The 21,277-nt window shown below is 68.9% G+C and carries 19 protein-coding genes and 1 tRNA gene; 10 read left to right on the forward strand and 10 right to left on the reverse strand.

What is annotated here, in order from left to right; all coding sequences use genetic code 11:
• Positions 1-38 precede the first annotated feature (38 nt).
• A complete protein-coding gene (locus VNF07_13305) occupies positions 39-407 on the reverse strand; it encodes a hypothetical protein (GenBank protein ID HVB07215.1) in 369 nt (122 codons plus the stop codon).
• An 84-nt stretch (positions 408-491) separates the two neighbouring features.
• Positions 492-971 carry a regulator of G-protein signaling domain-containing protein gene (locus VNF07_13310; GenBank protein HVB07216.1) on the reverse strand — a complete coding sequence of 160 codons (480 nt, stop codon included), beginning with the start codon at positions 969-971 and terminating at the stop codon, positions 492-494.
• 154 nt (positions 972-1,125) lie between these two features.
• Here VNF07_13310 and VNF07_13315 point away from each other — a divergent pair, with 154 nt between their 5' ends.
• The 3 genes from VNF07_13315 (at position 1,126) to VNF07_13325 (ending at position 6,077) form a co-directional block, all read left to right on the forward strand.
• Entirely contained in the window at positions 1,126-2,628 is a 1,503-nt protein-coding gene (locus VNF07_13315) for an MmgE/PrpD family protein (protein HVB07217.1), read from the forward strand.
• A 155-nt stretch (positions 2,629-2,783) separates the two neighbouring features.
• On the forward strand, positions 2,784-4,121 hold the full coding sequence (locus VNF07_13320) for a hypothetical protein (GenBank protein ID HVB07218.1): 1,338 nt from the start codon (positions 2,784-2,786) through the stop codon (positions 4,119-4,121).
• Positions 4,122-4,835: 714 nt separating this feature from the next.
• Positions 4,836-6,077: an ATP-binding protein gene (locus VNF07_13325; protein HVB07219.1), complete on the forward strand. Its 1,242-nt coding sequence runs from the start codon at positions 4,836-4,838 to the stop codon at positions 6,075-6,077.
• A gap of 178 nt (positions 6,078-6,255) precedes the next feature.
• Here VNF07_13325 and VNF07_13330 read toward each other — a convergent pair.
• The 7 genes from VNF07_13330 to dnaA form a co-directional block, all read right to left on the reverse strand.
• Positions 6,256-6,329, reverse strand: a tRNA-Ile gene (locus VNF07_13330).
• 57 nt (positions 6,330-6,386) lie between these two features.
• Positions 6,387-8,846 carry a DNA gyrase subunit A gene (gene gyrA, locus VNF07_13335; GenBank protein HVB07220.1) on the reverse strand — a complete coding sequence of 820 codons (2,460 nt, stop codon included), beginning with the start codon at positions 8,844-8,846 and terminating at the stop codon, positions 6,387-6,389.
• 88 nt (positions 8,847-8,934) lie between these two features.
• Positions 8,935-10,878: a DNA topoisomerase (ATP-hydrolyzing) subunit B gene (gene gyrB, locus VNF07_13340; protein ID HVB07221.1), complete on the reverse strand. Its 1,944-nt coding sequence runs from the start codon at positions 10,876-10,878 to the stop codon at positions 8,935-8,937.
• Positions 10,879-10,958: 80 nt separating this feature from the next.
• Positions 10,959-11,321 carry a DUF721 domain-containing protein gene (locus VNF07_13345; GenBank protein HVB07222.1) on the reverse strand — a complete coding sequence of 121 codons (363 nt, stop codon included), beginning with the start codon at positions 11,319-11,321 and terminating at the stop codon, positions 10,959-10,961.
• Entirely contained in the window at positions 11,321-12,397 is a 1,077-nt protein-coding gene (locus VNF07_13350; GenBank protein HVB07223.1) for a DNA replication/repair protein RecF, read from the reverse strand. The genes VNF07_13345 and VNF07_13350 overlap by 1 nt, the downstream gene beginning before the upstream one ends.
• Positions 12,394-13,518, reverse strand: coding sequence for a DNA polymerase III subunit beta (gene dnaN, locus VNF07_13355; GenBank protein HVB07224.1), 1,125 nt, complete (start codon positions 13,516-13,518; stop codon positions 12,394-12,396). The genes VNF07_13350 and dnaN overlap by 4 nt, the downstream gene beginning before the upstream one ends.
• Positions 13,519-13,767: 249 nt before the next feature.
• A complete protein-coding gene (gene dnaA / locus VNF07_13360; protein ID HVB07225.1) occupies positions 13,768-15,144 on the reverse strand; it encodes a chromosomal replication initiator protein DnaA in 1,377 nt (458 codons plus the stop codon).
• Positions 15,145-15,314: 170 nt separating this feature from the next.
• On the opposite strand from dnaA, the gene rpmH reads away from it, so the two are divergent.
• The 5 genes from rpmH (at position 15,315) to VNF07_13385 (ending at position 18,640) form a co-directional block, all read left to right on the forward strand.
• The gene (gene rpmH / locus VNF07_13365; protein HVB07226.1) at positions 15,315-15,449 is read left to right on the forward strand and encodes a 50S ribosomal protein L34; all 135 of its coding nucleotides are present in this window, start codon (positions 15,315-15,317) and stop codon (positions 15,447-15,449) included.
• Between the two features lie 337 nt (positions 15,450-15,786).
• Positions 15,787-16,017: a membrane protein insertion efficiency factor YidD gene (gene yidD, locus VNF07_13370; GenBank protein HVB07227.1), complete on the forward strand. Its 231-nt coding sequence runs from the start codon at positions 15,787-15,789 to the stop codon at positions 16,015-16,017.
• Positions 16,018-16,027: 10 nt separating this feature from the next.
• Positions 16,028-17,104 (forward strand): YidC/Oxa1 family membrane protein insertase, encoded by a 1,077-nt coding sequence (locus tag VNF07_13375; protein ID HVB07228.1) that lies wholly within the window; start codon positions 16,028-16,030, stop codon positions 17,102-17,104.
• Between the two features lie 8 nt (positions 17,105-17,112).
• Positions 17,113-18,009, forward strand: coding sequence for an RNA-binding cell elongation regulator Jag/EloR (gene jag / locus VNF07_13380; GenBank protein HVB07229.1), 897 nt, complete (start codon positions 17,113-17,115; stop codon positions 18,007-18,009).
• 94 nt (positions 18,010-18,103) lie between these two features.
• Complete coding sequence (locus tag VNF07_13385; GenBank protein HVB07230.1) at positions 18,104-18,640, forward strand: RsmG family class I SAM-dependent methyltransferase; 537 nt, start codon at positions 18,104-18,106, stop codon at positions 18,638-18,640.
• Positions 18,641-18,656: 16 nt separating this feature from the next.
• Here VNF07_13385 and VNF07_13390 read toward each other — a convergent pair whose 3' ends face one another.
• Entirely contained in the window at positions 18,657-19,142 is a 486-nt protein-coding gene (locus tag VNF07_13390; protein ID HVB07231.1) for a hypothetical protein, read from the reverse strand.
• Positions 19,143-19,307: 165 nt separating this feature from the next.
• Here VNF07_13390 and VNF07_13395 point away from each other — a divergent pair, with 165 nt between their 5' ends.
• Together VNF07_13395 and VNF07_13400 are read left to right on the forward strand one after the other, a co-directional pair.
• A complete protein-coding gene (locus VNF07_13395) occupies positions 19,308-20,135 on the forward strand; it encodes an AAA family ATPase (GenBank protein ID HVB07232.1) in 828 nt (275 codons plus the stop codon).
• Complete coding sequence (locus VNF07_13400) at positions 20,122-21,039, forward strand: ParB/RepB/Spo0J family partition protein (GenBank protein ID HVB07233.1); 918 nt, start codon at positions 20,122-20,124, stop codon at positions 21,037-21,039. Before VNF07_13395 ends, VNF07_13400 begins: the two co-directional genes overlap by 14 nt.
• The last annotated feature ends 238 nt before the right edge of the window (positions 21,040-21,277 follow it).

Below are 21,277 nucleotides of genomic sequence, written 5' to 3' on the forward strand. Positions count from 1 at the left end.
TTTCCGAGGACTCTGCCCCGGGGGTTCCCGGGGGACGGCTACTTCTTCTTCTTGTACCAGGCCTCGGTCGCCGAGGCGATCTTGAGGACGACCTCCTCGCGGCGGGCGTCCTCCTTGTTCACCTTGTCGACGAGGTCGGTGAGGGCGTCGAAGATCTCCTTCACCTTCGCGTCGACGTCCTTCGCGTCCATGTCGGAGAGGATGATCGAGCCGACAGCCGCAGTGCCCCCCTGCACCGCACGGAGGTCGTGGGTGAGCCCGACCTCGAAGGGGAACTCGGCGGCCTTCGCGGTCTGGTCGTAGATCTCACGCCAGGACTTCTCGACGGGGCCGTCGAGGGGGATGATGAGCATCGCGAGGTTGTTCTCTCGACGGATCAGCGGTTCGGTGTCAACAATGTTCGCCATCGCACTTCCTTCCTAGCCAGGGTATTCGCCAAACACAGCGGGGGACGCAGCTCGCCGCGTGGTCCGAGCCTGCGTCGCGAGCGGTCAACGTCCTTCGACGTTGTCCCAGTCGATCTCCGCGGCCAGCTCGGTCTGGACGGTGCCGCAGATGCCGACAAAGCGCTTGTACGAGTCGTTGTTCGTCATCGAGTAGATCTCCGCGTAGGCGGCGTCGTAGAGGTTCGGCGGGCCGATCGGCTCGTCCTCGTCGTCGAAGATCTCGGCGAGTGCGGACCGGTTGGTGGAGCTGAGGTTGACCTCCTGGGGGGAGCCGGCCTTGCCGTGCTGCTCGTAGATCTGCTTGGCGAGATCCATGCTTCCGTTGCTCTGGAAGGCCTGGACCTTCGCGAGGAAGTCGAGGTTCTCGGTGACGTAGTTGTTGGCCGCGAAGAACTGGTAGACGCCGGCCCAGCCTTCGTCAGCGAGGCACCCGGAGAGCTCGCCGGGAGGGTTCACGTCGCGGATCCGCTCCACCATCCACTCGGGGGCCTCGGCCTTCCATTGCTCTGCCTTCTCCAGCGGCACGGGGTCATCACCTTTCGTTCGGCGGCTTCGCGTGGACTGTAGCGGGAGGGCCGAGGATGCGATAGGGGTGCGGGAGGCGATCCGCGCCGTTGTTTTTGCCACCCCCACGCCGCTACCTGCCCCCGTTGACCTGGCGCTCTAGGGTCGACCGTTGATGATCGAACACGAGCTTCGGGTGCACCGCAGCAGCGAGGATCTCCCACGGGAGCGCCAGCTCGCGTGGCGGATCGCGGAGATCGCCGCGGATCGCGTGCCGCTCGACAGCGACGTGGCGGAGGCGGTGGTCAACCGGCTGATCGATGACGCCGCGGTGGCCGCGGCGTCGCTCGGCTACCGGCCCGTCGTCACCGCCCGCAGCCAAGCGCGCTGCTACCCCTCGCGGCGGGGGTCGACGATCTACGGCTGCCCGCTCGAGGAGCACGTCGCGCCGGAGTGGGCAGCGTGGGCGAACGGCGTGGCGGTGCGCGAGCTCGACTTCCACGACACCTTCCTCGCGAAGGAGTTCTCCCATCCCGGCGACAACATCCCCGCCCTCCTCGCCACCGCCCAGCACTGCCGGGCGACCGGGGAGGATCTCGTGCGCGCGATCGCGACCGCCTACGAGATCCAGATCGACCTGGCGCGCAGCATCTCGCTGCACGCCCACAAGATCGACCACGTCGCGCACCTCGCCCCCGCGGTCGCAGCGGGCCTCGGCACGCTGCTGCACCAGCCGGTCGAGGTGATCTACCAGGCGGTCCAGCAGACCCTCCATCTCGCCACCGCGACGCGCCAGGTCCGCAAGGGCGAGATCTCGAGCTGGAAGGCCTACGCCCCGGCCTTCATCGGCAAGACCGCGATCGAGGCGATGGACCGGGCGATGCGGGGGGAGACCTCGCCCTCACCCATCTACGAGGGCGAGGACGGGATCATCGCCTGGATGCTCGACGGTCCCGAGGCGCGCTACTCGGTGATCATCCCCGACGCGGGCGAGCCGAAGCGGGCGATCCTCGAGAGCTACACCAAAGAGCACGCCGCTGCGTACCACGCGCAGGCGCTCATCGACCTCGCCCGCAGGATGCGCCCACGCATCGCGGAGCTCTCCGAGATCACCGAGATCACGATCCGCACCAACGACTACTCGCACACCGTCATCGGCACGGGATCCAACGACCCGCAGAAGCTGAGCCCGGACGCGAGCCGCGAGACCCTCGACCACTCGAGCATGTACATCTTCGCGGTCGCTCTCGAGGACGGCAGCTGGCACCACGAGCGTTCCTACGCCGCCGAGCGCGCGCACCGGCCGGAGACGATCGCCCTCTGGCACAAGATCCGGACCGTCGAGGACCCGGAGTGGACCCGCCGCTTCCTCGCCACCGAGCGCCCCGAGAACGCCTACGGAGGCCGCGTCGTGATCTCCTTCGCGGACGGTACCTCGCTCTCCGACGAGATCGCCGTGGCCGACGCGCACCCGCTCGGGGCGACTCCCTTTGACCGTTCGCAGTTCCTCGCGAAGTTCCGGCGCCTCGCGGAGGAGGTCGTCCCCGAGCAGGAGATCGTGCGGTTCCTCTCTCGTGCGGAGGCGGCCGAGAGCCTCCCCGAGGGAGCGACCGGCGTGCTCAGCTTCGCGGTCGACCCCGCCCTGCTCGCGGATGCCCCCGGGGGGTTGCTCGGCTGACCCGGTGACAGCGGCGGCCCCACAGCCGATGGCGGGCGCGGAGGGCTCGGCCGCTCGCGCGCCAAACCGCCGATCGCGCGCTCGCTCGACTTACTGTCTCACTCACTGCAGCTTTCATCTCTGTCGCGAGTCGGCGTCAAGCGAGGCGGGTGTAGATGCGAACCACAGTCCGGATCGCGATGTTCACAGCGACCCTGCTCGCCGTCCCGGTGGCGCTTTGCGGCGTCGCCGGCGCGCAGTCCCGCGCCGCGGTGCGTGTCGGCCACAACCCGAGGCCCCTTCCCTGTTCCAGCTCGGCGCCCGTCGCGATCAGGCTGAGCATCTCGGCGGGGGCGTCCCTGCAGATCGCCGCCGGCCAGACGCTCGGCACGGCCGGGGCCACACAGCTCGCCCAGCAGTTCGAGGTCGGCATTGGCGATCTCTGCACGGCGCACGCACCCGCCAAGGCCAGCGCCGAGTTCGCCGTCATCAGGACGATCTACGCGACCAACAAGAACGCCGCGGTGGCCGACCTCCTGCAGTGGGCGAAGAACCCCAACGGCCCGACCACGAGCCCGCCGCGCCGCGCCGGGCACGCCATCGCCCACCGCGCCGTCGCGCACACGACCGGACCCTGTCCTTCCCTCAGCCCCACGATCGACGTCAGCTCGGCCTCCGGGGTGACGAGCGACCTCGCCGCGCTGCAGTTCCTGCAGGCGCTCGGCTTCGACGACAACAACGACTTCAGCGACCTCGTGAAAGACACCCAGCAGCAGCTCGAGCAGTGGGTCAACGGGGCCAACCCGACCACCGTCGGCGACTGGCTCGGCATCGCCGAGGCCGCGCAGCTGCTCGGGGACGACTCCCTTGCCAACTCGGCGATCGGAAAGGCTCAGGGCCTCGCCGCGAGCGCGCTCAAGAAGGCGACCCCCTCGGACCCCTGCTCGGCCTCCCAGCAGGAGCTCGACTGCTATCAGCAGGCGGCCGCCCTCTCGCAGATGCTCGGCGACTCCGACGTCACGAGCCCGGCCGCGCTGGTCGCCAAGTGCCAGGCGCGCTGGTCGATCGAGGTCACGATCTCCGGTGGCTCCGCCGGCTCGACCTCGACGATCCACTACTCGACCGGCGAGTTCGTGGTTTCGAAGACCGGCCTCATCTCGCCCCCGCCGAACGCCGGCAAGAGCTGGCCGGGGACCTTCACCGGCGCCTTCAGCACCGGCAACTGTCCCGGCCAGCTGCACGCCTTCCCGACGGCCTTCACCTACAGCGTCACCGGCCAGGTGCACGGGACCGCGTACGTGCTGGTCCTGAACGCGCCGAACCTGCACATCTCGCTCGAGAAGACGGGGAGCTCGATCTGCATCAATGCCGCCTACGGGATCATCAAGCTGATCCTGCCGATCTTCCAGAAGTGGCCGGTGGAGGTGAACGTCCCCGCCGGGCAGACCTCGGCGACCTCGACGATGTCGAGCGGCGGCACCACCATCACCACCTCGCTGAAGAAGCTCACCTGAGGGTGCCGGCCGGCCGGCCGGCGGGCTAGCGGCCGGAGACGTCCAAGCGCTGCGCCGGCGAGCGCTCGGCGGGCGGCGGCGGGGAGGGCGCGGTCGCAGTTGCCTGCTGGGCCTGCTCCACCGGCGCCCCGAAGCGCAGCAGCAGCCCGCCGAAGGCGATCGAGCAGAGGGGCGAACCATGCCCAACCGAGCGCCAGCCCGGCGATCACGCCGGTGAGCCAGTGCACGTCGAGGAAGACCCGCGTGCAGGCGATGCCGATCGCGAGCGCTACCGCGGCGGCGAGGCCCGCCTGTGCGCGCGGGGACCGGCCGATGCCCGCCAGCAGTGCGAAGGCCGCGAAACTCGCCGCTGCCGCGGCGGCGTGCCCGCAGGGGAACGACCCGCCGCTGAACACACCGGAATGACACTCGAACGTTGTCGCGCGGGATAGACGCGGGACAAGGATGCGGTGGCTCGGCCGGCGTCCGACGCCGTTAAGTCTGTGAACTGGGAATCGTTCGGTGGCGTGTTCGCAGTTTGTGCTCTGACGACTAGGACTTTTTGTCCGGCTCTCCCATCCAGGGATCCCACACGCTATCCGCGGAGGCTCCACATCTCTCGCGTGTTTGTCCAGGTCAGGATGCCCGGACCCGACAATCGCCACGCGGCCCCCTTTCCACGAGGGAGCTATAGATTCCTATACAACGACTCGTTTATAGGGTAATATAGCCGCCATGAGGGATAGCCCCTATACGCCTGGTGCCGGACATAGCCCACTTGTGCTGGCCGGCCGTGACAATCTGATTGTCGATTGGCGGTCGATGCTCACCGATCTCCAGATCGATGGGCGCAAGCGGGCCAAGGATCTGATTCTTTCCGGACCTCGCGGCATCGGGAAGACCGTCCTGCTCACAAAATTCGAATCACTAGCAGCCGAACAGGGTTTTGACGCCATCCCGATCCAGGCCGTCGCCAGTGGACGGCTGATCGCCAGTCTCATGTCGCGCGCTGATGAGCAGATCCGTGCGCAGCGGGGGCCCTGGGAGCGGGCGAAGAGCGCACTGGAGCGGCTCGGGGGAGTCACTCTCGGAGCGGCGGGATTCAGCGCCGGCGTCACGTTGAATCCCTCACCTCAACAACCACTGCCGGATCCGGGGATGTTTGCAGCAGCTCTCGCCCTGCTTGCCAACGGACTCAAGTCCGAGAGGGGCAACGGCGGACTTCTCATCACCATCGACGAATTGCAGGTGGCTCGCGGAGAAGACCTCGCCCTTCTTGCCGCGACACTTCAACGTCTGAACGTCGAACATCCCGAAGCGCCCGTTGCCTTTGCTGGCTGCGGCCTTCCGAATACTTCCGAAGCGCTTCGCGAGGCAGGCGTGACCCATCCGGACCGCCTCTTTGATTTGCAGCCATTGACTGTCGACCTCGACGAGTCGTCTGCGCGATTCGCGATTGTGGAACCTGCACGGCAGCGTGACGTCATCTGGGCCCCGTCAGCGGTTGATGCGATTGTTCATGCCACGCACGGCTATCCGGCACATTTGCAGTTGCTCGCAGACCAGACGTGGCTTCAAGCAGATGGACCCGACATCGCCGAGGCGGATGCGCTCGTCGGAGTCTCATTGGGCGAGAACGAGATCAAGCGCCGTACGCTCGACCCGCGTTGGCTGCGTGCGACCGACCGGCAGGCAGAGCTGCTGGCTGCGATTGCCGTATCCCAAGAAAGCGGCGGAGTGGGTACCGCAACGACACAAGACGTCTCTCGCTCGCTTGGCAAAGCTCAGAGCGAATGGTCAACGGTACGCGCCGACCTCGTCACCGAAGGTGATATCTACGCTCCGCGCCGTGGACGGCTCTCGTTTACCGTCCCGACATTCGCAAAATACGTACTGGAGAACTACGAAGACCGTCGACTTGATGCGACTGTTGAAATGCTCACACTCAACGAGATGCGGAACAATAACGCCCCCTGACGCCGGGTGATCGTGGTCCGACTGCCCTGATCGGCCGGGCTCTCCGATCGCCCAGGGTCATCGCACGCCGCTGGCATCGGTCAAACCGGACATGATCGTCGCTCGCCAGCGTCGCATTCTGCCTGGCCAGAGGTACAACTGCGAAGACAAGGCGTGCGAACTGCGAACACGCCTTCGGTGGGGCTAGCTGGAATCGAACCAGCGACCTCAGCATTATCAGTGCTGCGCTCTAACCGACTGAGCTATAGCCCCTACAGCCCCAGTTGGGAGTTCACAACCTACACCAGGGGCCCGGCCTTCCTCCTGGGCTCACTCGTCGTCGTCGCTCGAAGCGAGCGGCGCGACAGCGGCGACCGAAGCCCCCTCGTCGAGGTTCATCACCCGCACCCCGGTGGCATCCCGGCCCTGCGCGGCGATGTCCCGGACGGTGATGCGGATCACCACGCCGGCACTGGAAGCGAGCAGTAGCTCGTCGTCCAACCCCGCCATCAGCGCGCCCACGACGTAGCCACGGCGCTGGGTGAGCTTGATCCCCCGCACCCCCTGGCCGCCGCGGCCCTGCACGTTGAAGTGGTCGAGCTTGGTCCGCTTCCCGTACCCGGCATCGGTGACGAGGAGGAGGTCGCTCTCGGGGGCCGCGACGTCACAGGAGACGACCTCGTCCCCGGCGCGCAGCCGCATGCCGCGCACCCCGCCGGCGCTCCGTCCCATCGCCCGCACGTCGGCCTCGTTGAAGCGGATCGTCATGCCGTTCTTCGAGACGATGAAGACGTCGTCACCTCCGCCGGTCGCGACGACCCGCACGAGCTCGTCCCCGGCGGAGAGGTTGATGGCGATGAAGCCCTCGCGTCGCGACTTGTCGTACTCGCTGAAGGGGGTCTTCTTCACCGTCCCGGCCTTCGTCGCGAAGAGCAGGTAGCGGTCCGGATCGAAGGCGCGGGTCTCGACGATCGCCTGGATCTTCTCCTCCCCCTCGAGCGAGATGAGGTTGACGACCGGGGTGCCGCGCGCGGCGCGCTCCTTCACGGGGACCTCGTAGGCGCGCAGCCGGTAGACCTTGCCGCGGTTGGAGAACAAGAGGAGGTGCGCGAGCGCCGAGGTGTGGACGATCTCGGTGACGAGGTCCTCCTCCTTGAGGCGCGCACCTTGCACGCCGCGGCCGCCGCGGGACTGGGTCCGGAAGGCGTCCGCGGCGACCGCCTTGATGTAACCGGCGCGGGTGAGGGTGACGACGATCGGCTCGTCCTCGATCAGGTCCTCGGCGCCGAGCTCTCCCGGGTCGTGCACGATCTGGGTGCGGCGCTCGTTGGCGAACTTGTCGCGCACGAGGGCGAGCTCGGTGGCGATCACGTCGCGCAGCCGGGCGTCGTCGCCGAGGATCGCCCGCAGCTCCGCGATGGTCGCCTGCAGCTCCGCCATCTCCTCCTCGAGCTCGGAACGGCCGAGGCGGGTGAGGCGGCCGAGGGTCATGTCGAGAATGTGGTTGGCCTGGTCCTCGCTGAAGGAGAAGGGCTCGGCCATCAGCCGGGTGCGGGCGTCGCCGCGGTCGTCCGAGGCGCGGATGGTGGCGATCACCGCGTCGAGCATGTCGATCGCGCGCAGCAGCCCCTCGACGATGTGCGCCCGCTCCTCGGCCCGGTCGAGCCGGTACTGCGAGCGGCGCGTCACCACCTCGACCTGGTGGGCGACGTAGGCGCGCAGCGCCTGGTCGAGGGTCACGAGGCGGGGGACCCCGTCGTCGAGGGCGAGCATGTGGATGCCGAAGCTCGTCTGCAGCTGGGTGTGCTTGTAAAGGTTGTTGAGGACGACGTTGGCATTGGCGTCGCGCTTCAAGGTGATCACGAAGCGCGTCGCATGGCCGGCGGAATCGTCCTGGGTGGCGCTGATCCCGGAGAGGTCGCCGCGCTCGATCGCCTCGGCGACCTGCTTCTCGATCGATTCGACGGCCGTCTGGTAAGGGATCTCGGTGACGACGATCTGCGCCGTGCCCCGCTCCTCTTGGATCTCGGCGACGGCGCGCAGCTTCACCGAGCCGCGCCCGGTGCGGTAGGCGTCGAGGATCCCGGAGCGCCCGAGGATCTGCGCCCCCGTCGGGAAGTCCGGCCCCTTCACGAAGGCCATCAGGTCCTCGGTGGTCGCCTCGGGGTGGGTGAGGAGGTGCTGGGTGGCGTCGATGACCTCACCCAGGTTGTGGGGCGGGATGTTCGTCGCCATCCCGACGGCGATCCCCTGCGAGCCGTTCACGAGCAGGTTCGGGAAGCGGGCCGGGAGGACGACCGGCTGGTCGTCCGAGCCGGAGAAGTTCGGGATGAAGTCGACCGTCCGCTCGTCGATCCCCTCGAGGAGGTGCATCGCGAGCGGGGCGAGGCGGCACTCGGTGTAGCGCATCGCCGCCGGGCCGTCGTTCGGGCTCGGGGAGCCGAACTCGCCGTGGCCGTCGATCAGCGGGTGGCGGAGGCTGAAGTCCTGGACCATGCGGGCCAGCGCGTCGTAGATCGCGGTGTCGCCGTGCGGGTGGAACCGCGCCATCACGTCGCCGACGACCGTCGCGCACTTCACGTGCGGTCGGTCGGGCCGGCGCCCCGAGTCCCACATCGCGTAGAGGATCCGGCGGTGGACCGGCTTCAGTCCGTCGCGCAGGTCGGGCAGCGCGCGCGAGACGATGACCGACATCGAGTACTCCAGGAACGAGCGCTCCATCTCGAGCTGGATGTCGACCGGCTCGACGCTGCCGCCGTCGCCGGGGGGCGGTGTGCTCACGAGGGACATGGCCCGCGTCGCCTCCTCACTGCGTTGAGTTGGTTCGTGTCAGGGAGCCGCACGACCTCAGCGGTTCCCGGCGCGCCCGTGGGGCGCGTCAGAAGTCGAGGAATCGGACATCCTTCGCGTTCGTCTGGATGAACCGTCTCCGCACCTCGACGTCGTCGCCCATGAGCACCGAGCAGACGTCGTCGGCGACGATCGCGTCCTCCATCGTCACCTGCAGCAGCGAGCGGTGCGAGGCGGACATCGTGGTGTCGCGCAGTTCGTCCCAGTCCATCTCGCCGAGCCCCTTCAACCGCTGGAACTCCTTGTTGTGGTTGGGATGCTCGGCGAGGAAGCCGTTCCGCGCGACGTCGTCCTTCAGGTAGATCTTCGAGTTGCCGACGAGCGTCGAGTACAGCGGCGGCTGCGCGACGTAGACGTGGCCGCTCTCCACGAGGGGGCGCATCTGGCGGAGGAAGAGGGTGAGCAGGAGCGTGCGGATGTGGGAGCCGTCCACGTCGGCGTCGGCGAGGATGATCACCTTGTGGTAGCGGATCTTCGCGACGTCGAACTCGTCGGCGAGGCCCGCGCCGATCGCCATGATCAACGCCTGGATCTCGAGGTTCTTCAGCATCTTGTCGACGCGCGCCTTCTCGACGTTCAGGATCTTGCCGCGGATCGGGAGGATCGCCTGGGTGCGCGGGTCGCGGCCGCGCTTGGCCGAGCCGGCCGCGGAGTTTCCCTCGACGATGAAGATCTCCGAGTCCCGCGGGTCGCGCGAGGAGCAGTCGACGAGCTTGCCCGGTAGCCCCGCGCCGTCGAGTGCCGACTTGCGGCGGGTGAGGTCGCGGGCCTGGCGCGCCGCGAGGCGGGCGCGCGCCGCGAGGAGCGACTTCTGCACGACCTGGTTCGCCTCACGGGGGTTCTCCTCGAACCACTCGGCGAGCTTCTCGTTGGTCGCCCGCTCGACGAGGGAGCGGATGGAGACGTTGCCCAGCTTGGCCTTGGTCTGACCCTCGAACTGCGGGTCCACGAGGCGGACCGAGATGATCGCGGTGAGCCCTTCGCGGATGTCCTCGCCCTGCAGGTTCTGGTCGGAGTCCTTCAGCGCGTTCTTCGAGCGGGCGTAGCGGTTGACGATGTTCGTCAGCGCCTTCTTGAAGCCCTCTTCGTGCATCCCTCCCTCGATCGTGGCGATGCCGTTCGCGAAGGAGTAGAGGCTCTCGTAGTAGGTGGTGTTCCACTGCAGCGCGATCTCGACCTGCTGGTCGGCCTCGGTCTGCTCGAGGAAGGCGACGCGCCGGAAGAGGGCGTCCTTGGACTCGTTGAGGTGGCGGACGAAGTCCTCGATCCCCCCCGAGTACTTGAAGGTCACCTGCTGCTCGTGGCCGGCGCGCTCGTCGGCGAAGCGGATCTCTAGCCCGCGGTTGAGGAACGCCATCATCTGCAGCCGCTCGGTCACGGTCTGCGCGCGGAACTCGGTCTCGTCGAAGATCGAGCCGTCGGGCCAGAAGGTCACCGTCGTGCCCGTGCGGTCACGCGGTGACGGGCCGACGTCGGTGAGCGGTCCGCTCGGGGTGCCCCCGTCGACGAAGGTCATCGCGTGGTGCCGACCGCCGCGGTCGATCTCGAGCTCGAGGCGGGTGGAGAGGGCGTTCACCACCGAGACGCCGACGCCGTGCAGGCCACCGGACATTTTGTAGCCCGAGCCGCCGAACTTCCCCCCGGCGTGCAGCACCGTGAGGACGACCTCGGCCGCCGACTTCGAGGGATCGCCAGGAAGGGGGTCGGTGGGGATGCCACGGCCGTCGTCGGCGACGCGACAGCCCCCGTCCGCGAGCAACGTGACGTCGATGCGGGTGCAGTGCCCCTGCATCGCCTCGTCGACCGAGTTGTCGACGACCTCCCAGATGAGGTGGTGGAGACCCGACGTCGACGTCGAACCGATGTACATCCCGGGACGCAGGCGCACCGGCTCCAGACCCTCGAGTACCTGGATGTCGCTCGCTTCGTACGAGGGCGTGACCCCGTCCTCGTCGTCGCGCTTTGCTACCACAGACGCGTCTCCTCAAGTGGCCGATGTCCGGAGCGCCAGCGGCCGATTCCGTCGGGCGGAAGCCGTGGCGAATGCAGCACTCAGTCTACGGCAAATCCCCCTCGGACATGGACCTTTAGGGCGCGAACTCCACAATCCGGAAAGGCCTTCCGCAGCCCTTCGACGAGCGGTTTCTCGAGGAAGGCGAGCTTGGTCGACCATGCCGGATGGTCGACCTGGAGGGTGAGCACCCCGTCGCGCACCGCCGACGGCCGGCAGTGCGTCGCGACCTCCTCGCCGGCGATCGTCACCCACTGCTGGGTGAGCGCGGCGATGAGCCGCGCTCCCTCGAGCGGGCTCGCCGAGAGGTAGGCGTCGATCGCCTCACCGAGGCGGCGGGGAGGAGGCCCTCCTTCTTCGGGGAGCGGGCGCATGCCGCCGCTCCGGGGGGGCTTGGGCGCCATCAGAGGAGCTTCCCCGCGCGTAGCTCGACGAGGGTGGCCGCTTCCGCCTGCGCCGGGAGTGGGCCCGCGGTCGTGAGCACCGCTTGACCCTCGGGGAGCTCGGAGAAGAGCGCGCTCGCCGTCTGGGAGTCGAGCTCGGAGAAGGCGTCGTCGAGGAGGAGGATCGGGCGCGAGCCGACGTGCTCGGTGACGACCTCGTGTGCCGCGAGCCGCAGCGCGAGGGTGCTCGCCCGTTGGCGGCCCTGGCTGAGGCGCGAGCGCGCGTCGAGCTCACCGAGGCTGATCTGCAGCTCGTCGCGGTGCGGCCCGATGGTCGTCGCCCCTCGGCGGAGATCCTCGGCGCGAGAGCGCCCGATCGCTTCAGCGAGGGTCCCCTCGAAGGAGCGGTGGTAGCCGAGGCGCAGCTCCCCGGGCAGACCGGTCAGCCGGGAGAAGGCCGCGCTGGCAAAGGGCTGGAGCTCGGCGACGAGTGTCTCGCGCGCCTCGACGACGATCGTCCCGGTCGTCGCGAGCTGCTCGTCCCAGACGTCGAGGGTGTGGGCGCTCTGTTCGTCGAGGCGCCCTCCCACCTGCTTCAGCAGCGTGGCCCGCTGGCGCAGCACGCGATCGAGTGCCTGACAGGTCGCCGCGAGGCGCGGGTGCGCCATCACGAGCACACCGTCCAGGTAGTCGCGGCGCTCATGGGGCCCCCCTTTCACGAGCACGAGATCGTCAGGGGTGAAGATCGTGACCTGTAAGGCCTCCAAGAGCTCGGCGGCGCGCTGCACGCGCTGACGGTTGAGATAGGCCTGGTCGCGTCGCGGCGGCGCGATCTCGATCTCGACGAGCGTGCGTCGGCCCGACTCTTCAATCTCCGAGCGGAGGATCGCCCGCGCTGCGCCGTTCTGCACCAGCGCCTCGCGCGGGCTACCGCGGAAGGACTGCTGGGTGGAGCAGTAGCTGATCGCCTCGAGGATGCTCGTCTTGCCGGCACCGTTCTCCCCGGTCACGACGGTGAGGCCGCTCGGGTCGGGGACGAAGTCCAGCTCGCTCAGGTTGCGGAAATCCCGCACCTCCAGCCACTGCAGCTGGCTCAGGAGACCCGCACCGGCATGAGGAGGTAGCGGTAGTCGTTCTCACCGAGACCGCGCACCGTGGCCGGCTTGCTCGAGTCGATGACCTCGACGATGACGGTGTCGGAGCGGATCGCCTCGATCCCCTCGAGGAGGTAGTTCGGGTTGAACGCGACCGTGAGCTCCTCACCGGCGAAGCGCCCGTCGATCTGCTCGGCCGCTCGGCCGCTCTCCGCGGTGAGCACGGTGAGCTCCGCCCCTCCCTCGCTGAACGCCATGCGGACCGGAGTAGTTGCATCTTTCGTGTCACGAACCATAAGGCGGACGCGGCGCAGCGCGGAGGCGAGCTCCTCGCGCCCCACCTCGAGGGAATGCGGATAGCTCGGGGGGAGGAGGCGCTCGTAGTCGGGAAAGGGCCCCTTCAAGAGGCGGGTAGTGAGTTTCACCTCGCCCATCTCGAACACGGCGTCGAGTTCGCTGTGGCGGAAGACGAGGGGCGTCTCGGTGTCGTCGCCGGCGCTGCCGACGAGGCGTTGGATCTCGGCCAGTGCCCGCGCCGGGATCAGCACTTCCGAGCCGGGGGCGAGCGCGCTGATCCCCTCGAGATCACAAAAGGCCAGCCGGTAGGAGTCGGTGGCGACAAGCCGCAGGCCGGCGTCAGTGGCGACCATGAGGACACCGGTCAGCTGGGGCGCACGGGTGTCATCGGTGAGCGCGGCCCTCACGACCTGCCGCAAGCCCTCGGCGAAGCGGCCCGCGGGGAGGGTGATCCCCTCCGCCATCGGAGAGGAGAGGCGCGTGATCTCCGCGCCGAGGGGCACCCGGATCACGAACTCCGCGCGGCCCGAGGTGATCCGCACCTCCTCCTCGCCCCCGTCGACGCTCACCGCCCCGGGCTCGAAGGCGCGGATGATGTCGCCCACGAGACGCGACGGAACGAGCGTGTTCCCGTCGGACTCGCCAGCCACGGTGATACGGGACTCGATCACCAGGTCCGGGTCCGATCCGGTCACCTCGAGGCGGTTGCCGTGCAACACGAGCTGGATGCTCGGCGACCCCATCCCGAGCGTGCTGCGAGGCGACACCGCGCGACCGGTGGTCGTCAGTGCTTCAAGGAGTCCGTCTCGCTCGGTGCGGAACTTCACGGTGTGTGGATGTCCTTCCTCAAGAAGGGTTATAGAAATCTAGTAGTGGTAGTAGTGCTGTGGATTGTGGACGACCACTGATCGTCGCAGGTCGTTGGGTAATTATCGATCCCCAACGTCGCGTACGTCGTCCGCAGGGGTCAGTTGGTGGCCCGGGGGGACTGTGGTTATCGCGGCCTGTGTCCCCCGCGCGCAGGGTCCGTGTCCCCAGGAAGGTCGCAAGGTGGTCCACCGGTTTCCCTACCGCGGTCAGCTGCCGTTGCGGATCTTCGTGATCAGCTCGGTGACCTGCTCGTAGATCTGACGCCGCTCGCGCATCAGCCCGCTGATCTTGTCGACGGCGTGGATCACGGTGGTGTGGTCACGCCCGCCGAACTCGCGGGCGATCGCCGGATAGGAGAAGTCGGTGAGGTCGCGGAAGACGTACATGCTCACCTGACGGGCGTTGACGAGCGGTCGGCGCCTGCTCGGGCCACAGATCTCCTCGATGTCGAAGCCGAAGTGCTCGGAGGTCGCGGCCAGGATGTGCTGGGCGGTGATGCGCCGGGGCTGATGGCCCGCGATCACGTCGGCGAGGACGTTCTCCGCGAGCTCGCGGGTGAGCGGCTGGTGCGTGAGGTTCGCGTAGGCGATGACGCGATTCAGCGCGCCCTCGAGCTCGCGGATGTTGTCCTTGATGTTCGAGGCGATGAACTCGAGCACGTCGTCGGGAACGATCACCCGCTCGTGCTCGGACTTGGAGCGGAGGATCGCGATGCGCGTCTCCAGCTCGGGCGGCTGCACGTCGGCGGTGAGGCCCGAGAGGAAGCGGCTGCGGAGACGGCTCTCGAGCGTGGCGATCGAGCCCGGCGGCCGGTCCGAGGTGAGCACGAGCTGCTTCGAGGCGTCGTGCAGCGAGTTGAAGGTGTGGAAGAACTCCTCCTGGAGCGACTCCTTGCCCTCCAGGAACTGGATGTCGTCGATCAGCAGGACGTCGCACTGGCGGTAGTGGCGCTTGAAGGCCCCGGTCGTGTTGTTCCGGATCGCCTCGACAAACTCGTTCATGAATGTCTCGGTGGAGACGTAGCGGACGTGCAGTCGGGGGAAGTTCTCCGTCACGTAGTTCCGGATCGCCTGCAGGAGATGGGTCTTGCCGAGGCCGGTGGCGCCGATGATGAACAGCGGGTTGTACGCCCGCGCCGGCGCCTCCGCGACCGACAACGCCGCGGCGTGCGCGAAGCGGTTGGAAGCGCCGATCACGAAGCCGTCGAAGCTGTAGCGGGGGTTCAGCGAAGAGCCGCCGTCGGTCGGTGAGGCCAGCGCCTCGTCGGCGATCTCCGGGCTCACCCGCCCCGAGGGGCTGAACATCTTCCCCCCGTCGGCGACCTCCTTCTCGTCGTCGGCTTGGATCTCGAAGCGGACCGAGATGTCGGTCCCGCCAACGTCGACGAGCGCCTCGCGCAGCAGCCCGGAGAAGCGGCTCTCCAGCCGGTCCCGCACGAGGGTGTTCGGCACGGCGAGGACCAGGGTGTTGTTCACCACTCCGAGCGGCCGCACGCCGGCGAACCACGTCTTCCAAGTCGCCTCGGTGAGCTGCGTGCGGATGGCGGTGCCGCAGCTCTCCCATAATTCCTGCACATCGGTCACGACAACTCGCCCTCCGGGCCGGGGTAGTTCTCCACAAGGGGGTCCACATCTGTGGACTACGGGGCGAATCTCGGAGAGCGACATCGTACCGTTTCGCCCGCCCCGACGCCCTGGGCCGAAGGCCCCCGTTCGCGCTATAGTTCTCGCCTCTTACTCAGGGGATTTGTCGGATGAAGCGGACGTTCCAGCCCAACAACCGCCGTCGTGCGAAGCGCCACGGTTTTCGTCACCGGATGGCGACGCGCGCCGGCCGGGCGGTGCTCCAGGCGCGCCGCCGGCGCGGTCGGGTGCGGCTCTCGGCTTGAGCAGCCGCCCCGGCGCCGTCCGGGGGCACCGCATCTACCAGGCACTCGCCCGCAGCTCACGACGGGCGTCGCTGCCACCCGTGCGGGTACACTTCCTGCCGTCGAACGACGACGGTGCCGCGGTCCGGGTTGCCTACTCCATCAGCCGCAAGGTCGGTGGGGCCGTCGTCAGGAACCGCTGGCGGCGGCGCCTTCGCGCGATCGTCGCCGAGGCGTCACCCCGGCTGACACCCGGGGCGTACCTCATCGGCGTTGCGCCGCAGAGCGCGGAACTCACCTACAGCGAGCTAAGAGACCGAGTGATCGACAGCATGACGAGGGCAAGCGGGTCTCCGCGATGAACGCTCGAGGCCCGCTCCCGAGGAGACTCCTCATCGGCGCGATCCACGGCTATCAGGCCGTGCGCGCCGGGAAGCCCTCCCCCTGCCGCTTCGTCCCCACCTGCTCGGCGTACGCGATCGAGGCGATCGAACGCCACGGCGTGCTTCGCGGAGGCCTGCTCGCGGCTGGCCGCATCGGCCGCTGTCACCCCTTCGGGAAGCGGGGCTTCGACCCCGTGCCCGGTTAGGAGCTCCCCCATGTTCCTCGCCTCCACGATCGGCCAGATCGGCCATCCCTTCTACGAGATCTTCGCCTGGATCCTCGCGACGGCCTACTCGCTCATCCCGAACTACGCCGTTGCGATCGCGCTGCTCACGATCGTGGTGATGCTCGCGATGTTCCCGATCAACGTCCGCGGCCAGCGCGGGATGATGAAGATGCAGCTCCTCGGGCCGGAGATGAAGAAACTCCAGGCCAAGTACAAGGCCTCGCCGGGTCTCACGGTCGGCGAGAAGCAGGAGCTCCGGCAGCGCCAGCAGGAAGAGATGATGGCGCTCTACAAGGAGCACAACGTCAGCCCCACCGGTGGCTGCCTGCCGATGGTCCTGCAGATGCCGGTCTTCCTTATCCTCTACGGGACGATCCGCGGCCTCATCCACACCGTGAAGGGCGTCCCGCTCCCCCTCTACGTCGCCCACACCTCCCGCATCTACCAGGCGGTGCGGGCGGACCACGGCCACCTCAACGCCTTCGGGGTCAACCTCGCCGACTCCGTGCGCTCGGGCGGCCTCTCCTTCGCGCAGAAGCTGCCCTTCATCGCGCTGATCCTCGTGGCGATTGCGTTGCAGTACATCCAGATGAAGCAGCTCTCGGGGCGCAACGCGGCCGCCGCGGCCGCCAACCCGCAGATGCAGCAGATGCAGAAGATCTTCCCCCTCATCTTCGCGGTCATCTACATCTCGATCCCTGCTGGGGTGAACGTCTACTTCATCGTTTCTGCGCTCTTCCGCATCGGCCAGCAGGAGCTCATCTACCGCCGGGACCCACACATCCAGAGCGCCGTCGCGCAGCTGCGCGAGCGCGGCAACGGCAAGCCAGACCAGGGTCGTTCCAACGTGGTCGCGCCGCAGGCGAAGAGCCCCGGCCTTCTCTCGCGCTTCACCGGGATGGGGCAGCTGACGCCGGCCGCGGAGGGGGGCACCGCGCCCTCCCCCTCCCCGCGCAACGCGACCGGCGGCCCACGCGGCCGCGGCGGGAAGCCCTCCCCGAAGACCAACCCGGGGCCGAAGGCCCACCCCCGCGCCCAGGGCAAGCGCCCCCGGCGGGCCCGCTGATGGAATGGGTGGAGACCACGGGACGCACCGTCGCGGAGGCGACGGAGAGCGCCCTGGACGAGCTCGGGGTCGACGAGGCGGACGCGGAGATCGTCGTCGTCGAGGACGGCCGGGCAGGGATCTTCGGCCTGCTGAGAGCCGACGCACGCGTGCGGGCACGCGTCCGCCCCGCCCCGCCCCGCCCGAAGCGCACGCAGCGGAACCGGCGGCGCTCCGGCCGCGAGGGCGGACGCGACGCCAACCGGCCGCCCTCCGCGCCGGCCGAGCGGGGCTCCGGCCCCGCGGCACCGCGCCACGAGGACGGCGAGGTGACCGCGGGAGCGGCTTCCTCGCGACGTCGCAGGCGGGGCGGTGGAGGCGGCGGGCAGTCGACGCTGCGCCCCCCGCGCCCCCCGAGTGAGAATCGACCCGCAGGAGAGGAACCCGAGATGACGATCGAACAGCAGGCGGAGTTGGCCCAGTCCTTTGTGAGCGGCCTCGTGGAGCGCTTCGGCCTCGCAGCCGGCGTGACGGTGGCGACCGAGGAGGGCGAGATCACGGTCGAGGTGACCGGAGAGGACCTCGGCCTGCTGGTCGGCCAGCGCGGCGCGACCCTCGACGCGCTGCAGGAGCTGACGCGAACGGTCGTCCAGCGGCGCACCGACGAGCACACGGCGCGCCTCACCGTCGATGTCGCCGGCTTCCGCCAGAAGCGGGCGGCCGCGTTGGAACAGTTCGCACGCCAGATCGCAACCGGGGTGCTCGAGAGTGGAGAGGCCTACGCCCTCGAGGCGATGTCGGCCGCGGACCGCAAGATCGTCCACGACGCGATCAACGACGTCGAGGGGGTCTCGACGACCTCCGAGGGCGTCGAGCCACGCCGCTACGTCGTCATCCGTCCTGACGGCGCGCACAGCGACGAGTGATCCCGCCGGGTGGACGGCCCCGAAGGGGCTGACCGCCGAGCTTGTAGCAGCGCAGCGGGTCGGCGCGATCGGCCCCGGTTCCCTCGCCGCGCATATCGAGCACGCGCTCGGTTTCCTCGCCGCGCTCTCCCCCCTCGACGAGGGGAGTGCGCTCCTCGACCTCGGGAGCGGCGGCGGATTGCCCGGGCTGGTGATCGCGCGGGCGCGTCCCGACCTGAGGGTGACGTTGCTCGACGGCCGCACCGAGCGCGCTTCCCAGCTGCAGAGCGCCGTTGGACGCCTCGGCCTCGGCGAACAGGTGCGCGTGCTCGCCGCACGGGCCGAGGAGGCCGCGCACACCGCCGAGCGCGCCGCTTTCGACGCGGTCGTCGCCCGCAGTTTCGGCCCTCCGCCCGTCACCGCGGAGTGCGCTGCCGGGTTCCTTCGCATCGGTGGGCGACTGGTGGTCTCGGAGCCACCGGAGGAGGCGCCGGCCGGCCGGTGGCCCGTCGGCCCGCTCGCCGAGCTCGGGCTCGAGATGACGACGACCTCCGCGGAGCGCTTCCACTACGCGGTGCTGCGCGCCGTGGCCGCCTGCCCGAAGCGTTACCCGCGTCGCACCGGCGTGCCGCGCAAGCGCCCGCTGTACTGAGGCGAGCGATGCGGGCTCACGACGCACCGTCCGGGAGCGCCCCACGGAGCCCGGCGAAGATGGCGTCGAGGCTCGCGGGGAGCGGGCCGCGGGTGGTCCCGGAGGGACGGCCCTGCGGCTCTCCTTGCGGGGGCGCCGCCCCGGCCTCGGGCGCCGCCCCCCCGTCGTCGGTGGCGCCACCGATCCCGTAGCGCTCGCACATCTCCCGGAAACGCCCGAAGCTGTAGCCGTCGAGCTCCGGCGTGAGCCAGCGGACGAGCAACGGGAAGAGGTCGTCGCGGAGGAAGCGGCCGCGCGCCATCCACTGGAAGTAGTCGCGGCCGCCGTGGTGATACGGGCCGTACAGACGTCCTCCGGGGAAGGTGCGGTCGATCCACCGGAACAGATCCTCGTGGCGGAGGTGCATGCGCAACGTGACCTGGGGCTGGCGGCCGTCACCGCCGAAATGCCCTTCACCGACGAGCAGCCCCGTGAGCAGGGCTTCCTCTGCGGCGGTCGCCATGCGCGCTCTCCCTTCTTGTTTCACCGTCAGGTTACACGTGAAACGTCGGGGGCGGCGGATGCCTGGGTAGCGCGGCCACCGGCGAATTCCGCTTGACCGTTGGGACGACGAAAGGGAGGATGGTGCGATGTCTCGCGCCAGCCGCCCCCGCGGCTCCCCTCGTCGATGACGTCCACCGATGCATCCCTCGCCTCCGACGCAGAGCCCGCTCCCGTGGAGCGTCGCCGAGGCGCCCGTGTCTTCGCCGTCGCGAACCAGAAGGGTGGCGTCGGCAAGACAACCACCACGGTCAATCTTGGCGCGGCGCTCGCTGATCTCGGCCACCGGGTCCTGATCATCGACCTCGACCCCCAGGGGAACGCGACCACCGGCCTCGGTATCGAGGCCCGCAACTTCGACAACTCGATGTACGACGTGCTGCTGCACGATGTGGCCCTCGAGGACTGCATCGAGCCGACCAGCATCCGCAACCTCTTCGTCGCGCCCGCGACGATCGATCTGGCCGGGGCGGAGATCGAGCTCGTGCCCGCCTTCAGCCGTGAACTCCGCCTGCGGAAGGCGATCGAGGTCGTCGCCGACGACTTCGCCTACGTGTTGATGGACTGCCCGCCTTCGCTCGGGCTGATCACCGTGAACGGTCTCGCCGCCGCATCGGAGGTGCTCGTCCCGATCCAGTGCGAGTACTACGCGCTGGAGGGGCTGGGACAGCTGCTGCGCAACGTGGAGCTGATCCGCTCCAACCTCAACCCGACCCTTAACGTCTCCACGATCGTGCTCACGATGTACGACGCCCGCACCAAGCTCGCCGAGCAGGTCGCGACGGAGGTCCGGAACCACTTCGGGGACACGGTCTGCCGCACGGTGATCCCCCGCTCCGTCCGCATCTCCGAGGCGCCGAGCTTCGGCGAGCCGGTGACAGTCCACGATCCGTCCTCGCGGGGCGCGATCGCCTACCGCGAGCTGGCGAAGGAGGTCAGCGGTGGTCCGGCGTAGCGGTCTCGGGAGAGGGCTCGGGGCGCTCATCCCGCCGGAGTCCTCCACCCGTTCGGAGAGCGCGACCCTCCAAGAGGTACCCCTCGCGCTGATCCGGGTGAACCAGTACCAGCCCCGCAAGCACTTCGACGAGGAGGCGCTCTCCTCCCTCGTTGACTCGATCCGCGCCGTCGGGGTGCTGCAGCCGGTCCTCCTCCGCAGGGCCTCGGACGAGGAGTTCGAGCTGATCGCCGGCGAGCGGCGCTGCCGCGCGGCCCGTCGCGCCGGCCTGCAGACGATCCCGGCCCTGGTCCAGGTGGTGACCGACGCAGCGAGCCTCGAGCGGGCGCTCGTCGAGAACCTGCACCGCGAGGACCTCAACCCGATCGACGAGGCCGCCGCGTACCAGCAGCTCATCGAGGACTTCAACTTCACCCACGACGAGGTCTCGCGACGGGTCGGCCGCTCGCGGGCGGCTGTGAGCAACGCGCTGCGCCTCTTCCAGCTACCGGCGACCGTGCAGCGGCTCGTGCGCGACGGGACGCTGAGCGCCGGCCACGCCCGCGCCCTGTTGATGACGCCCGACCGCGAGGTCCAGGAGCGCCTCGCCGCCGAGGCGGTGGCCAACGGGACCTCGGTCCGGGCCCTCGAGGAGACGGTGCGCGAGCACGTGCGCGCCGTGGAGGCCGCCGAGGCCGAGGGCGCGGCCGCCGAGGCCGAGGACGCGCGCCCGCGGCCGCTGCGCTCGGCACTCCGCCCGCCAGGGGTGGTGGAGCTCGAGGCGCTGCTCGCCGACCACCTCTCGACCCGCGTCAAGGTCGACATGGGCGGCCGCCGAGGTCGGATCGTGGTCGAGTTCGCGACCCTCGACGACCTCGAGCGCATCTATAGGGCGATGCTCGGCGAAGCCTCCACTACAGGCTGAGCGTCGGGCGCGGCGACGCCCGCCCAGGTCGCTGAACTGGACCTCCGCTCCACGCGATGCAAAGTGCGACGGCAGGATGACCGGCCGAGCGCGCGAACGCGACCAATGCTGAGTCAACCGCTAGTGCACCTTGATCCACAACCTCATGCACAGGTTGTGGATTGTCGCTCTGCCGTTACCTGCGCGTGGCCGAGAAGATATAAAGACGCGCGCAGCACGACGCCGCGTCACTACCCAA

The sequence above is a fragment of the Acidimicrobiales bacterium genome (assembly GCA_035533595.1).
GTDB lineage: Bacteria > Actinomycetota > Acidimicrobiia > Acidimicrobiales > Bog-793 > DATLTN01.

Excerpts from the sequence above, each read along its gene's own strand:
- VNF07_13305 (HVB07215.1), bottom strand. The coding sequence starts at position 407 with ATGGCGAACATTGTTGACACCGAACCGCTGATCCGTCGAGAGAACAAC.
- VNF07_13315 (HVB07217.1), top strand. The coding sequence starts at position 1,126 with ATGATCGAACACGAGCTTCGGGTGCACCGCAGCAGCGAGGATCTCCCA.
- VNF07_13320 (HVB07218.1), top strand. The coding sequence starts at position 2,784 with ATGCGAACCACAGTCCGGATCGCGATGTTCACAGCGACCCTGCTCGCC.
- VNF07_13325 (HVB07219.1), top strand. The coding sequence starts at position 4,836 with ATGAGGGATAGCCCCTATACGCCTGGTGCCGGACATAGCCCACTTGTG.
- gyrA (HVB07220.1), bottom strand. The coding sequence starts at position 8,846 with ATGTCCCTCGTGAGCACACCGCCCCCCGGCGACGGCGGCAGCGTCGAG.
- VNF07_13345 (HVB07222.1), bottom strand. The coding sequence starts at position 11,321 with ATGGCGCCCAAGCCCCCCCGGAGCGGCGGCATGCGCCCGCTCCCCGAA.
- rpmH (HVB07226.1), top strand. The coding sequence starts at position 15,315 with ATGAAGCGGACGTTCCAGCCCAACAACCGCCGTCGTGCGAAGCGCCAC.
- yidD (HVB07227.1), top strand. The coding sequence starts at position 15,787 with ATGAACGCTCGAGGCCCGCTCCCGAGGAGACTCCTCATCGGCGCGATC.
- VNF07_13375 (HVB07228.1), top strand. The coding sequence starts at position 16,028 with ATGTTCCTCGCCTCCACGATCGGCCAGATCGGCCATCCCTTCTACGAG.
- VNF07_13390 (HVB07231.1), bottom strand. The coding sequence starts at position 19,142 with ATGGCGACCGCCGCAGAGGAAGCCCTGCTCACGGGGCTGCTCGTCGGT.
- VNF07_13395 (HVB07232.1), top strand. The coding sequence starts at position 19,308 with ATGACGTCCACCGATGCATCCCTCGCCTCCGACGCAGAGCCCGCTCCC.